Origin of the sequence: Bacillus sp. GC_Bacil_1 (assembly GCF_026540675.1) — a bacterium.
Classification (GTDB): Bacteria; Bacillota; Bacilli; order Bacillales; family Bacillaceae_G; genus Bacillus_A; species Bacillus_A cereus.
In genome coordinates, this window is the sequence record NZ_JALNUG010000011.1 from 149,707 (window position 1) to 162,954 (window position 13,248).

Genomic DNA, 13,248 nt, shown 5'->3' on the forward strand with positions numbered 1-13,248 from the left:
ACCCGTTTTATTTGCTTCCTTTTAGTAATCGTAAGCCATTCAAAATGACAAGAATCGTACTTCCTTCATGGCCAATAACACCGAATGGAAGAGCTAAAAATTGCAAGAAGTTTGAACAAATTAGCATGGCAATAACGGCTAGCGAAAAGATTACGTTTTGCTTCACAATACGGTTCATTCGTTTTGATAAACGAATTGCTTGGGAAAGGCGAGATAGTTCGTTCTTCATCAGTACAACATCTGCAGTTTCTAAAGCTACATCTGTTCCTTCGCCCATTGCGACACCAATGCTAGCAGTAGCTAGTGCAGGTGCATCATTTATACCGTCTCCGACCATTGCTACTGTACTGTATTTTTCTTTTAACTTTTTAATCGTTTCAACTTTTGTTTCTGGTAAGCATGATGCGTAATATTCCTTTATATTACTTTCAGAGGCAATTGCTTTTGCCGTTTCTTCATTATCTCCAGTAATCATAATTGCTTCGACACCAATGCTTTGTAAATCACGAATAGCAGCTATTGTTTCTTGGCGAAGCGTATCTTTTAAAGCGATAAGTCCAAGAATGCCTCCCTCATCACTAATATAAACGACAGTTTTACCTTCTTTTTCAAGTGAGGCAGAAATACCATTATGAAATGTCTTTGTTTCTTCACCGATAAAATCAGCTTTACCTATTTTATAAGCGTTGTTTTCCAATATTCCTTTTAGACCAAAACCAGTTACATCTTCAACCTTTTCTGGTTTTTTTAAAGTAATGTCGTACGCATGTTGTGCATATTTAACAATGGATTCAGCTAAAGGATGTGTAGAGTGACTTTCAATTGATGCTGTAATATAAAGTACTTCTTTTTCTGTTATATTTTCTCGAACATATACATCTGTTACGGTAGGTTTACCTTCTGTTAATGTTCCTGTTTTATCAAACGCGATTGCTTTCACAGAAGCAAGGCGTTCTAAATGTATACCGCCTTTAAAGAGAATACCGTTTCTCGCTCCGTTAGAAATGGCTGATAACGTAGCTGGTGTAATGGCAGCTACGAGCGCACAAGGAGATGCGACTACAAGTAAGATCATAGCGCGATAAAACGTTTCATTCCAGCTCCAGTCAAGTAAGAAATGAGGAACGAACATCATAAGCGCAACAACGAGTAGTACACCTTTTACGTATGTTCCTTCAAACTTTTCAATGAATAGTTGTGATGGTGATTTTTCACTTTGTGCACTTTGGACGAGACGGATAATCTTTTGGAATAATGTTTGATCGCTCGGCTTCGTAATTTTAACTTCGATAGCACCACGTAAATTTACAGTACCGGCAAATACTTCATCGCCATGTCTTTTCTCATTTGGAATAGGTTCTCCTGTGATTGCTGCCTCATCGATATTTGTTTCACCGTTATGAATCGTACCGTCAGCAGGAACACGTTCACCGGGTTTAATTAAAATAATGTCGTTAATTTGTAACTCTCCAACAGGAACACGTTCCTCAGTTCCAGTGGAAATACGTAATGCTTCTTCAGGCTGTAAGTCAAGAAGAGCGGAAATTTCTTTTTGGCTCTTACTTAACGTATAAGATTCCATAGCACCGCTGAGTGCAAAGATGAAGATTAAAATAGCCCCTTCTGCCCAGTAGCCAATAATTGCAGCACCGATAGCTGCAAAGAGCATTAGCATTTCAACATTTAGCTCTTTTTCTTCAATCGTATCTTCAATGCCTTCTTTAGCTTTTGCATATCCACCAACTATATAAGCAAGGATATAGCAAGTAATACCTACATTTATTGCATCGTTCTTTGTGAATAGCCAGCCAGCTAAAATAAAAATACCAGATGCTACTGCAAATACAAGTTCATAATGTTTTTTTAATGTGTCCCATAAAGAGGGATGAGAAATTGTTTCTTTTGCGTGTAACGTTTTTACTTCTGAGTTCATTACTACTCGCTCCTTCCGAATTCTTATTGAGAAAAATAATCAAAATCGAAACCCCTATAAAACGACGAAAGCTGCCATCCATAATGGATAGCAGCATTTCTGTTGAATCTGTTTTTAATCGTTCTTATGTTGTAATTATTCTATAGTATATCATATGTTTTTATGAGATGGTATGGTTTTGTTTCAAGTATAAACGGAAAACTTGTGTTTTCGCAATTCCTTTGGTATATATGAATATTGTTCATAAAAAGGTCGGAAAGGAAGACAACAAGTGAAGACAGAGAAATTTTTTACCCATCCGATTGGCGTATTTATTGCTGCAATAGTAGCAACTTTTTTATGGGGAAGCGCATTTCCTTTTATTAAATTAAGTTATGTTGAACTTGGAATTCAACCACAAGAAGTTGGAGAGCAAATATTATTTGCCGGTTATCGTTTCTTTTTATCTGGAGTCATGCTCTTATTATTCTTTAAAGTGTTAGGAAAAGATATGAGCTTCAAAAAAGGAACGGGGAAACAGTTAATACAAATTGGTTTATTCCAAACGTTTCTTCAATATATCTGTTTTTATATTGGAATGAGTTATAGTTCGGGAATTGAAGGAGCTATCATTTCAGGGACATCATCATTCTTTCAAATTTTACTCGCCCATTTTTTATATAAAGATGATGCCCTCAATATGAGAAAAATAATTGGCGTATCGATTGGCTTTTGTGGCGTCGTTTTAGTAAATGTGCCGAGTGATGGTAGCTTATCATTTCATTTTGGAATCGGAAGCTTATTACTTCTTAGTGCAGCAATGCTGTATTCATATGGAAACATATTAGCGAAAGAAGGTAGTAAAACGTTAGATGTTGGCTATATGACAGCATACCAAATGATGTTTGGTTCTATAGGATTATTATGTATAGGGGCTTTACAAGTTGGAGTAATGCCATTTACATTTAGTCTACATGCACTACTTATGCTGATTTATTTATCTTTCTTATCTGCAGCTGGTTTTTGTATTTGGAATACAATTATGAAGTACAACAAGGTTGGAAAAGTATCTATGTATATGTTCTTTATACCCGTATTTGGTGTGTTATTATCGAGCATGATTTTAGGTGAAGCAATTCATTCATTTGTGTTACTCGGTTTAGCATGTGTAGCCGCGGGAATTATTGTGGTAAATCGGACGCCAGCTAAGCAAAAAATAGAGCAAGAAAAACAAGTAGCATAGAAAGCAGAAAAGCGATTACAATGGAAGAACAGTACTGTTCTTCTTTTTTTATAGAAAAAGGATAATAGACTAAGTGTAACGAAAAAAGATACAAAAAGCATTTATTGAGGAGAACATATTATGAATCTACTTTACGTGGTGTTAATTGGGCAAATACTTCTTTTTTTAATTGGTGCAATTTATGCAATGCAGCAGACAAAAAGAACGAAAGATAATATGCCGTTACCTTTAGCAATTCGTCTTATTCTTAGTTTTTCTTTAACAGGTAGTGCAATTTGGATATGGTTACAAGATCCATCTGTAGAGTATAGTACGTGGGTTGCACTTGGTATGACTTTATCGACTGTGGGAGATTTGTTTATGGCTGGGCTGATTCCAATTGGTCATCGATTAATTGGTGGGATGGTTACTTTCGCTCTTGCTCATTGTTTTTATGTAAAAGCATTTTTGCAAACAGGAATTTCGTGGAATGGTTTTTGGATTGGCTTACTCGTATATGGGCTCTTTCTAATTGTAGGATGGTTCTTCTTTATCCGAAATGATAAACAGGATAAATTGTTTACGATAGGAGCTCTAATTTACGGATTGTGGGTTGGAGGAATGGCTTGCTTTGCATTCGCCTTATATTATGAAAATACAGGAATATGGTGGATACCAGCGTTTGGTGGTTTACTGTTTGTGATTTCTGATTTTATTATTGGCGTGACAGATATCGGAGGGCGTAAATTGAAGTATGAGCCACTTTGGATTTGGTTTACATATGTAGCTGCTCAAATGTGTATTGTATATGTGGGATTATAAAAAGATACTCTCAAAATAGTGAATAGACTATTTTGAGAGTATCTTTTTTGCTTGTTTAATTTGATCAGTATTACCATTTGGAATTTCTAATATTATAATTTTATAATTCAGAATTTTGTAGAAAAATATCGGTTGTATTATTTATAATAAAAATAAAAAGATGATGAGATGGTGAAATGATGCAAAAGAAAAAACGTTGGCGTGAATTCTTTGGAACTATTGCAATTGCATGTTTATTGGTGTTTTTGGCGAAAATTTTTGTGTTTTTCCCTACGACTGTAAAAGGAGCATCTATGAGGCCAACGTTGCAAGATGGAGATAAGGTAATTGTTAATAAGTTAGCAAAACAATTTGAAAGCTATGGGAGAGAAGATATTATTGTTGTGAAAACAGATAATTTTTATGTCAAAAGAGTGATTGGATTATCTGGAGATATAATTGAGATGAGAAATGATCAATTATATGTAAATTCTGAAGTGAAAGATGAAGAGTATTTGGATAGTAATAAAAAACAAGCAGAAAAAAAACTTATGAATTTAACAGAGGACTTTGGACCGATTACAGTTCCTAAAAATAAGATTTTTGTTATGGGAGATAATCGCTTAATAAGTAAAGATAGTAGAAATGGTTTAGGTTTTATTGATAGAGAAGATGTGTTAGGAAAGTTAGCAGGCATTTATTATCCGTTTGAACATATGAAAATAATAAAGTAAAAAACCAAGCAAATTTTAGTTTGCTTGGTTTTTTTGTTAAACAGTAGGAGATTCGTTAGATACAAACATATCTTCATGTTTCTTTGTAGTACTTAAAACGAATTTATGTTGTAGCAATTGTAGTTTAAATAACGCCAAAGGATCATGATATGTTTCTGGATTGCTTCTTAGCGTTGCTAATGTTTGCTCGTCTTCCTGTATCTCAAGTTGAGCTGCATCTACATTTTGTTTCAATATGTTAAGTGGATCTTTGAAGAACATCATGATATCACGTTCTAATGCACCTTCAAATACTTCAAATTGAAGGAAGAATTGTTTTGAAATTGTGTGAGCAATTTCTGTATAGTCTTCTGTTTCAATATATTGTTTATATTTGTTGGCGAGCATAGATTGGTTTTTTTGCATATTACCAAATAATTTTCCGGCACTTTTTAAGAAAAACTGTGTCGGTGTAAAGCGTAATAAAATATTGATGTTCGTTACTGTAATTCGATTTGTCATTCGTGCAACATCTCGATTCCAATCATCTAATAATTTGAAATCGCAAGGAAGTTTCATACGTTCTTCTTTATATAATTTATTAAACGTTTCACTCATTTCATCTAAATAAGCTTGAGCTTGAATAAATTCATTATGTGCCGTTTCAATCCATTCTTGAATAGACCCAGTAAATTTAGGAAGAAGTACCTGTTGCACATGCTTTTGAACTCGTTCATTCATTGCAGCATTTAATTCTTCATGAACTAGTTTGAAATCACTATCTTCTTGAACAAGATCAGAGCAGCTCTGTAATAATTCAGGAATTTGAGAATGTATATCTCGTGTAATTTCTTCTTTCGTTAAAAGATAGGATTCGGTAATAGAGCGAATTTTATCTTTTTCAAGAGCAGTAAGGTTATTAATAAATCCAGTAAGTTTCACTGAGATGTGTTTATTCCAGCGTACGGATTTTACTAATGTATTTTCTAATTCCACACGTTCATTTATGAGATAAGCAATTGTCTTTTGCGTAAACCATATTAGCTTTTCTATACGTTCTTTTTCTATATCGCGTTTTGCAAGATTAGAGAGAATAGATTCTGTTACATCTCCAAGTTGCTGACTACTCTCTTGCGAAGGAGAGTATGGGAAGAATTGTGCATCTGGAAAATGTACTTTAAGTTTACTAATTAGTTTTTCATTAGTAGTCGTATTATTTGTGTATAATACGAAGTGAATTTGTAAGTTTGGTACTTGTTCACGTAAATAAATTAACGTATCAATTTCTTCACTATGCAATGGTGAAGAAGAATTTAATACGTAAACAAGGCTATCTGCTGCTTGTAAGTATTCAAAGTATGCATTGTTTTTATCCAATTGTCCTTGAATGGATGGTGTAATAAGAAATGTAAACTTATTTTTTCTTAAAAATCTACTTGGTAGCTTAATTTCTATACATTTTTTCTCAAGTTCTGACTGAGCAGATGTAGCCGCTATTTGATGGAATTCATCAAGGTTAGAGATATTTCTGATATCTAACTCGGTAAATTCTGTTATTTCAGTTTGACTAGCGTCTTTAAATAGAATAGGAGTTGTTAAAGTTTCAGTTAAGATGTTCTCTCCTAATATTGAATTAACAAATGATGTTTTATCATGGTCACTAGTTCCAGCTATTAGTAGTGGTGTGACATTTAAATCACATAGTTCATGGACGAGTAGCGTAAATTGATGACTTAAATCTACATCATTTTTCTCAGCCCATACAGCGATTGTTTCGAATAAATGAGAAACTATTTCCATATTTACATCTGCTTCAGCTGATGTATTAGAAAGTAAGGATCCAGCACTTTTTACGAGTAATGATTCTAAGGTTGTAGGTGAGACTTCATTCCATGCTAATACTGCTGCAGAGACAACTAGAGAATCTTTTGCTTTCGTTAAACTGAACCAATTTGTTAATAGATTTGGTACAAGTCCGTTTAATTCATGCATAAAATGATTTCCGGTAATTAATGCAAAGTATGTTTCTTGATAGCGAGTAGAAATTTCATTCCAATCGTCATTATTGTCTGTTTCAATATGCAAGAATAAATGATTAATACTTTGAATCCAAGGAAGGTATAAGGATTCATGTTGGTAGCTATTCCAAAGAGCAATAACAAGTTCTTTAAATTGAGCTTGATCAACAGCATATAGAGCTTTTAAAGACTCATAGAAATATTCAGGCTTAATATTTTTAGTAAATCCTTTGTTTATGTAATTTATTAATGTATCAAACCAGTGTAAAGATTGTGTTCGAATACCTTCTTGAACAGCTAGTTCGATAGCGTTGTTCCAATCTTCTTGTTTTTCATAGAAAGAACGTGCAATTGCAGTAATATTTGGGTAATCCGGTTGGAATGCAACAGCTTCACTAATCGTCTTAAAAGCAAGTCCTAAACGATCTTGTTCGATATAAAGAGAAAGAAGTTGTAATGAAACTTCCATCGTAAGAGTTGTATCTTCTGTTTGAATAGATTGATAAATTTCTTCTGCCTTTGGTAGGAATCCTAGTTCAAAATAAGCATCTGCAATATTTTTTGTTGCCCAAAGTGCAAGAGTATTATTAACTTTTTCCCATTTAAATATAGCTGCTTCAAAATCTTTATTTTGATAATAAAATTCACCTTGAGCAAATCGAATATTAGAAATGTTGGAGAATTCATTTTTAGATTCATTTATATATGCTTCACCGAGTACTTCCGATGCAGGAGTAGAAGTTTCTTCTGTTAAAAATGTTTTATAGTAAACTTTTTGAATAAATTGATTTTCAATGGTCATGTTCGTTCCCCCCTGTATAATTTAGAAAAATGATGTTGTATGTAAAAGGGTTCATGTTCTTTTAATAGGTAGAAGTTGGATTATATAGACCAAACTATGTTTTTGCTAGATATATCATTTTTCTTGAGAATTAAACCGTTGCGAAAAGTAACTTTCCTTTATTGTAACAAAAAAACACGCATATGAATTTTTATTTTTTATCAGGACATTTGCAGGCAGTAAGAATCTAATCTCAAAATTAGTGAATGTAAGTGAGTTATGTGGGAGTCGGGATGTCTGTAGAAGCAAGATTGGCATAGGTTAATAATTACAAAACTCCCACTGATTAAAGTTTCACTTTATCTCTGTTAAAGGAAAGAATAGAAGTAGAGTTCATTATAAAAACAATGTATAGTGAATATGTATACCATGTTTGCCTTAAAGATAGAAAGGGTACAATGTGGAATAACGATCGTGCATAGGATGTGTCTTCCGAATGGAACAACATATTGGCGAGTTAATCGCGCATTATGGCTATTTTGGAATTGTTATAGCTTTGGCTGGTGGGATTGTCGGATTACCGATACCAGACGAGTTTTTATTGACCTTTGTTGGTTATAATGTTTCAAAAGGAGTTATGTCAGGAACTGCTGCTTTTTTAAGTGGGATGGCTGGTGCGATGTTAGGGATCACGTTAAGCTACATATTAGGTTTAAAACTTGGGCTCCCTGTTTTAAAGAAATATGGGCCGAAAATTAGAATTAAAGAACATCACATTGAAAAAACCCATATTTTATTTGAAAAATATGGGCCATTTCTTTTAATGATTGGTTATTTTATACCGGGAGTACGTCATTTAACAGCATATTTTGCTGGAGTATCAAATTTGACACTTTGGCGTTTTTGTTTGTACGCTTACGGTGGTGCGCTCATTTGGATAAGTGTTTTTATTGGGCTTGGCTGGAAGTTAGGCGAGAAGTGGCGCTTCGTTGAGTATAGTTTACATCATTATGGAATATGGATTTTATTAATTTCAGCAGTTGTTACATGTGTTGTATGGTTTTATATAAAGAAAAAGAAAAACCGCTAATAGCGGTTTTTTTAGCTGAAAGCAATAAATAATACACCAGCTGTAATAAAGACTACACCAACGCCGGTCATAAAGTTTAACTTTTCACCGAGTATAATCATAGCGAGAATGATAGAAAATACGACGCTTAATTTATCGACAGGAGCTACTTGTGAAACCTTTCCTGTTTTGAGGGCAAGAAAATAAAATAGCCATGACGAAGCACCTGCAATCCCACTTAATGTGATAAATAGCAGTGCTTTTTTATTTAGCAGTACGTCGCCGATATTTTGAAATTTACCTTGTATGATAATAACGCCTATCATAAATAATGCCATAATAATAGATCGAATTGTTGTTGCAACGTTTGCATCGATTCCGTCTAAACCAAACTTTCCAAAAATCGATACAAGGGCAGCAGCAATTGCTGATAATAGTGCAAATAAGAGCCACGAACTCATAGTAAAATTCCTCCAATCTTACAGTATTATACATGAAAATGATTCTCATGTATAAAGTTGAAGCAATTGAGGTTTATAGGAAGCACGACTTCAACTTAACTTCTTGTTCCACCTGAATTTTAAGGTGGGAGTTTGACTGCCCGCAAATAGTGGGCTAAATAACGAAATAATCCCCACCTTATATTTTTAATAAGGTGGGGATTATTATACTACTCTGCAATTTCCTCATATAAAAAGTACGTTACATTATAAATATGTTCTACTTCATCGTCTGTCATAAACAGTAATTCATCACGCTCAATCCCTTTTTTCTTTTCAATAAACTCAATCATGTTTTTGCGTTCTTCTCTCTTCATCAATTTTATTTCTCCTCTCAATCTGTTTTAATACAGTTTATTTAAGTTACTGCTATTATATAACAGAATCTTTAGAAAGTTCCACCTATTTTATTGTTTTTTTCAAAAGAACTTTTCGACAAAACAAGCCCACCTAAGGGGGGGGGCTTGTTTTATTTTATAGTCGTAAAAACTCAGGCTCCGTCGTACCGGCACCATCGATGTAATAAATTGTGTCGGGATTGATTTTTATCAATACGTAATTAGGGTCTTCAGGACCGAGTAACCAACGTTTTAAGCTATTATTCCAAAACTTGTTTTTTAATGTCGAGTCTTCCTCGATTGAAGCGAACCCTTCAACTTCAATATAATCTTCATCTAATTTTTTTCCTTCTCGTCCGAGTAATACATGGACATTAGGATTGTTTTCAATATCTGTTATTTTTTTTGATTTCCGATCTGTTGCAATATATAACACAAAATCTTCGTGGAAAAACATCATAAAGGCACTATGAGGTTTATTTTCACGTACAGTAGATAATACACCAGTTCGTTGACCGCATATAATAGTTTCAATTTTTTCTTTTAAATGCATGCTTTTAGCCTCTTTTCATACTTTGTAGTTTTCTTCGTCAAAATAAGAATGAAGTATCTTTCATACTCTTTTCATCAAGATGATTTTTTAAACGTAATTGTGATGAAATCGGACAAGTTAGGAGAAGAATAATAATAATATTGTGGAGAAATACATACGATGGAAGGGTGAAAAGCATGTTTAATAAAATATTTCTTATAGTAGCACTTATAGGTGTACCACTATCTGTACTTGGAAAAACACTTCATTGGCCAGAAACAATTATGTTCGCTGTGTATTGTATTACGATTATCGCGTTAGCTGGTTTTATGGGGAGAGCAACAGAGAGTTTAGCAATTGTATCTGGTCCTAGAATAGGCGGATTATTAAATGCTACTTTCGGTAATGCTGTTGAACTTATCATTTCAATTTTTGCACTTCAAGCAGGGTTAATTGAAGTGGTGTTAGCTTCTTTAACGGGTTCTGTACTTGGAAATTTATTATTAGTAGGAGGACTATCCTTCTTTGTAGGTGGACTTAAATATAAAAGGCAAAGCTTTAATGTTTACGATGCAAGGCATAATTCAGCTTTATTAATATTTGCTGTTGTCGTGGCCTTTGTTATTCCAGAGATCTTTTCAATGAAGATGGACGTTGGCAAGACGTATCAATTAAGTATAGGTGTTTCTATTATTATGATTATCATGTACATTGCTGCATTACTATTTAAGTTAGTTACGCACCGTGGTGTATATCAACATAAAAGTGACGAAGTAGCGCATGAAGAAGAGCCAGAGTGGTCGAAAGGGAAGGCACTCCTTATTTTAGCGATAGCAACACTGGCGGTAGCTTATGTATCAGAGGCGCTCGTGCATACTTTTGAAACTGTTGCAAAATCATTTGGTTGGTCAGAATTATTTATAGGGGTTATTATCGTTGCAATTGTTGGAAATGCAGCGGAACATGCATCTGCAATTATTATGGCTTATAAAAATAAAGTAAATATTGCAGTCGAAATTGCAATAGGTTCTACATTACAAATCGCCATGTTTGTTGCTCCTGTACTAGTATTGCTATCTATGTTCTTCGCGCAGAGGATGCCTTTAGTATTTACCATACCAGAACTTGTATCTATGATTACAGCCGTTTTCTTAACGATTGCGATTTCAAATGATGGAGATACAAACTGGTTTGAAGGCGGCACTTTACTAGCGGCGTATGTCATTATGGGAATTGGTTTTTATTTATTATGAAAAATAGGCATAACAATTGTGCTCAGAGAAAACAATAAACAAAGTAGTATATATACCTTTACATAGGAAGGAGCCAGACAGGTGAAACGAGTATACAGCATATGTCTTTCAACTATGGTCTCGTTTATTTTATTATTTCCTAACATGAGTTTTGCAAAGACAACAGTAGGAACAAAAATGCCTTCATCTGTTTTAAATATTTCAAAAGACAATACATTTCCAAATGATGCGCAAGATTTGCCACGTTTACAGCCAAGTAAGTTTGCTCAAGAACTATTGAAAACAGCTAATATTAAAATTGAAAATCCAGACTTAATTCGGATGTTTAATGAAACGACAATTTCAAATGCGCCGCTTGCAGTAGGGTACCGGGCAAAAATTTATTTAGGTCAATGGGCTTTACATTATGAATCAGTAGACACATCGATTAATTGGGAATATAAACAAGTGAATCGAAATGTGTATGATAATCGCGGAGGAGACCGTTTATATCCACTTCGCTATAAGCAAGAAACACAAAAGACGGTTGAAGGCGATTTAACAGCAGATATGAAAGATGCTACAGATGTGAAAAAAATGATGCTTCTCAAAGCGCTTGAAAAAGTACAATTGCCCCTTTCGTTTAAAACAACTATTGGTTATGGTACTGGACATGAGCGTGTGTATAATATTAGTCCGAGTCAACTCGGATATTTATACGCTTATACACCAGCAGTAAATGAAAAGGGAAAAGTAACATTTGGAGAAGTGTATCTTGTATTAAAGGGAAATCAAAAAAGACTTGTTGTGAAAAATATTACTTCTCAAGGAATTGGAGCGGCGATTCCAATTCATGATTATTTATTTTTTAAATTCATTTCTTCCTCCCACTCGCAATAACATAAAAAAACGTCAGCTTATAAGCTGACGTTTTTTATAATGTAATGTTTGCTGTTTTTGATAAGAAATCTTCTGTCGGATAGTAGCTGTTTTTTACAAGAACATTTGGTCCAAGACATTTTACTGCAGGACAGTGACAGCTTAATGATTTTGCTGTTTTTGAAGCACTCCATTTGTCATATGCTTCTTGTAATGTGTTTGTTTGTATGTTTCCTAGAAGTGGAACATCACCAAAGTCCGTCACAATAATATTTCCATCGAAAATATTTACATTTAAACGAGAACGGCCATCTGGATCATTACGAACAGTGACATTTTTGCTCTCTTGTAATTTTTTAAATGTGGCAATGTCTCGCTCGTCATCGCTACAAGCATAGAAAGGTAACGTTCCAAATAACATCCATACATTTTCATCGCGAATTTCTAGTAAATGCTCAATAGCATCACGAATTTCAGCTTTTGTTAAAATCTCTAGATTACTCGCGAAGTCACTTGGATACATTGGGTGAACTTCATGACGTTTACAGCCCATCTCTTCGACGATTTGACGGTGAATATGTTCAATATGTGGTAGAGTTCTTTTGTTTAACATTGTTTCGGCCGATACAAGTACACCTGCATCTGATAGAGCCTTACTATTTGTAATCATTCTTTCGAATAATTTTGCACGTTGTTCGTAAGTAGGTTTACGCTCCATCATTGCAAATCCGCCTTCAACGAAGTCATCAATTGTTCCCCAGTTATGAGAGATATGCAACACGTCTAAATAAGGAATAATTTGTTCGTAACGTGCTAAATCTATAGTTAAGTTAGAGTTGATTTGAGTGCGAACGCCTCGTTCATGGGCGTATTTTAAGAGTGGTGTTACATAGTTGTCGACGGATTTTTTTGAAAGCATAGGTTCTCCGCCAGTAATACTTAAAGAACGTAAATGAGGAATCTCATCTAATCGTTTTAATAAAAGATCCATCGGAAGCGGATTTGGGTCTTTCGGCTGTAACGTGTAACCAACAGCGCAATGCTCACAGCGCATATTGCATAACGTCGTCGTTGTAAATTCAACATTTGTTAATAGTAGTTTGCCGTACTCTTCAAGGTCCATATACGCTTCCCATGGATCGTAAGAAGGAGTAATCGGCTTCATTTTTTGTGATATCGTCATATGAAATACTCCTTTGACTATTGAAATAACAATTTGTCCATTCTCTATAATAGAAGAATATGTGCTTT

At 34.2% G+C, this 13,248-nt stretch carries 12 protein-coding genes; 6 read left to right on the forward strand and 6 right to left on the reverse strand.

What is annotated here, in order from left to right; all coding sequences use genetic code 11:
- Positions 1-7: 7 nt before the first annotated feature.
- Positions 8-1,933: a heavy metal translocating P-type ATPase gene (locus OXT04_RS18000; protein WP_267416462.1), complete on the reverse strand. Its 1,926-nt coding sequence runs from the start codon at positions 1,931-1,933 to the stop codon at positions 8-10.
- Between the two features lie 271 nt (positions 1,934-2,204).
- Here OXT04_RS18000 and OXT04_RS18005 point away from each other — a divergent pair, with 271 nt between their 5' ends.
- The 3 genes from OXT04_RS18005 (at position 2,205) to lepB (ending at position 4,669) form a co-directional block, all read left to right on the forward strand.
- A complete protein-coding gene (locus tag OXT04_RS18005; protein ID WP_000845707.1) occupies positions 2,205-3,155 on the forward strand; it encodes a DMT family transporter in 951 nt (316 codons plus the stop codon).
- Positions 3,156-3,275: 120 nt separating this feature from the next.
- Entirely contained in the window at positions 3,276-3,956 is a 681-nt protein-coding gene (locus OXT04_RS18010; RefSeq protein WP_097821952.1) for a lysoplasmalogenase, read from the forward strand.
- Between the two features lie 176 nt (positions 3,957-4,132).
- Entirely contained in the window at positions 4,133-4,669 is a 537-nt protein-coding gene (gene lepB, locus OXT04_RS18015; protein ID WP_000983310.1) for a signal peptidase I, read from the forward strand.
- A gap of 36 nt (positions 4,670-4,705) precedes the next feature.
- On the opposite strand, the gene OXT04_RS18020 is transcribed toward lepB, so the two are convergent.
- Positions 4,706-7,468 carry a tetratricopeptide repeat protein gene (locus OXT04_RS18020; RefSeq protein ID WP_098570374.1) on the reverse strand — a complete coding sequence of 921 codons (2,763 nt, stop codon included), beginning with the start codon at positions 7,466-7,468 and terminating at the stop codon, positions 4,706-4,708.
- Between the two features lie 475 nt (positions 7,469-7,943).
- Between OXT04_RS18020 and OXT04_RS18025 the strand changes: the two genes are divergently transcribed.
- Positions 7,944-8,537, forward strand: coding sequence for a DedA family protein (locus OXT04_RS18025; protein WP_000434876.1), 594 nt, complete (start codon positions 7,944-7,946; stop codon positions 8,535-8,537).
- 11 nt (positions 8,538-8,548) lie between these two features.
- Here the strand turns inward: OXT04_RS18025 and OXT04_RS18030 are convergent, their stop codons facing one another.
- The 3 genes from OXT04_RS18030 to OXT04_RS18040 form a co-directional block, all read right to left on the reverse strand.
- Positions 8,549-8,977: an EamA family transporter gene (locus tag OXT04_RS18030; protein ID WP_000100295.1), complete on the reverse strand. Its 429-nt coding sequence runs from the start codon at positions 8,975-8,977 to the stop codon at positions 8,549-8,551.
- 209 nt (positions 8,978-9,186) lie between these two features.
- The gene (locus tag OXT04_RS18035; protein WP_000817786.1) at positions 9,187-9,333 is read right to left on the reverse strand and encodes a BH0509 family protein; all 147 of its coding nucleotides are present in this window, start codon (positions 9,331-9,333) and stop codon (positions 9,187-9,189) included.
- A gap of 157 nt (positions 9,334-9,490) precedes the next feature.
- On the reverse strand, positions 9,491-9,907 hold the full coding sequence (locus tag OXT04_RS18040) for a pyridoxamine 5'-phosphate oxidase family protein (protein WP_267416474.1): 417 nt from the start codon (positions 9,905-9,907) through the stop codon (positions 9,491-9,493).
- Between the two features lie 176 nt (positions 9,908-10,083).
- Between OXT04_RS18040 and cax the strand changes: the two genes are divergently transcribed.
- On the forward strand, positions 10,084-11,139 hold the full coding sequence (gene cax / locus OXT04_RS18045; protein ID WP_000482136.1) for a calcium/proton exchanger: 1,056 nt from the start codon (positions 10,084-10,086) through the stop codon (positions 11,137-11,139).
- An 81-nt stretch (positions 11,140-11,220) separates the two neighbouring features.
- Positions 11,221-12,018, forward strand: coding sequence for a YfkD famly protein (locus tag OXT04_RS18050; RefSeq protein WP_267416478.1), 798 nt, complete (start codon positions 11,221-11,223; stop codon positions 12,016-12,018).
- A 34-nt stretch (positions 12,019-12,052) separates the two neighbouring features.
- Here the strand turns inward: OXT04_RS18050 and yfkAB are convergent, their stop codons facing one another.
- Positions 12,053-13,180 carry a radical SAM/CxCxxxxC motif protein YfkAB gene (gene yfkAB / locus OXT04_RS18055; protein WP_000156022.1) on the reverse strand — a complete coding sequence of 376 codons (1,128 nt, stop codon included), beginning with the start codon at positions 13,178-13,180 and terminating at the stop codon, positions 12,053-12,055.
- Positions 13,181-13,248 lie beyond the last annotated feature (68 nt).

What these genes read in the sequence shown, in the direction of transcription:
- OXT04_RS18000 (WP_267416462.1), bottom strand. Translation starts at nt 1,933, where the DNA reads ATGAACTCAGAAGTAAAAACGTTACACGCAAAAGAAACAATTTCTCAT.
- OXT04_RS18010 (WP_097821952.1), top strand. Translation starts at nt 3,276, where the DNA reads ATGAATCTACTTTACGTGGTGTTAATTGGGCAAATACTTCTTTTTTTA.
- lepB (WP_000983310.1), top strand. Translation starts at nt 4,133, where the DNA reads ATGATGCAAAAGAAAAAACGTTGGCGTGAATTCTTTGGAACTATTGCA.
- OXT04_RS18020 (WP_098570374.1), bottom strand. Translation starts at nt 7,468, where the DNA reads ATGACCATTGAAAATCAATTTATTCAAAAAGTTTACTATAAAACATTT.
- OXT04_RS18025 (WP_000434876.1), top strand. Translation starts at nt 7,944, where the DNA reads ATGGAACAACATATTGGCGAGTTAATCGCGCATTATGGCTATTTTGGA.
- OXT04_RS18030 (WP_000100295.1), bottom strand. Translation starts at nt 8,977, where the DNA reads ATGAGTTCGTGGCTCTTATTTGCACTATTATCAGCAATTGCTGCTGCC.
- OXT04_RS18035 (WP_000817786.1), bottom strand. Translation starts at nt 9,333, where the DNA reads ATGAAGAGAGAAGAACGCAAAAACATGATTGAGTTTATTGAAAAGAAA.
- OXT04_RS18040 (WP_267416474.1), bottom strand. Translation starts at nt 9,907, where the DNA reads ATGCATTTAAAAGAAAAAATTGAAACTATTATATGCGGTCAACGAACT.
- cax (WP_000482136.1), top strand. Translation starts at nt 10,084, where the DNA reads ATGTTTAATAAAATATTTCTTATAGTAGCACTTATAGGTGTACCACTA.
- yfkAB (WP_000156022.1), bottom strand. Translation starts at nt 13,180, where the DNA reads ATGACGATATCACAAAAAATGAAGCCGATTACTCCTTCTTACGATCCA.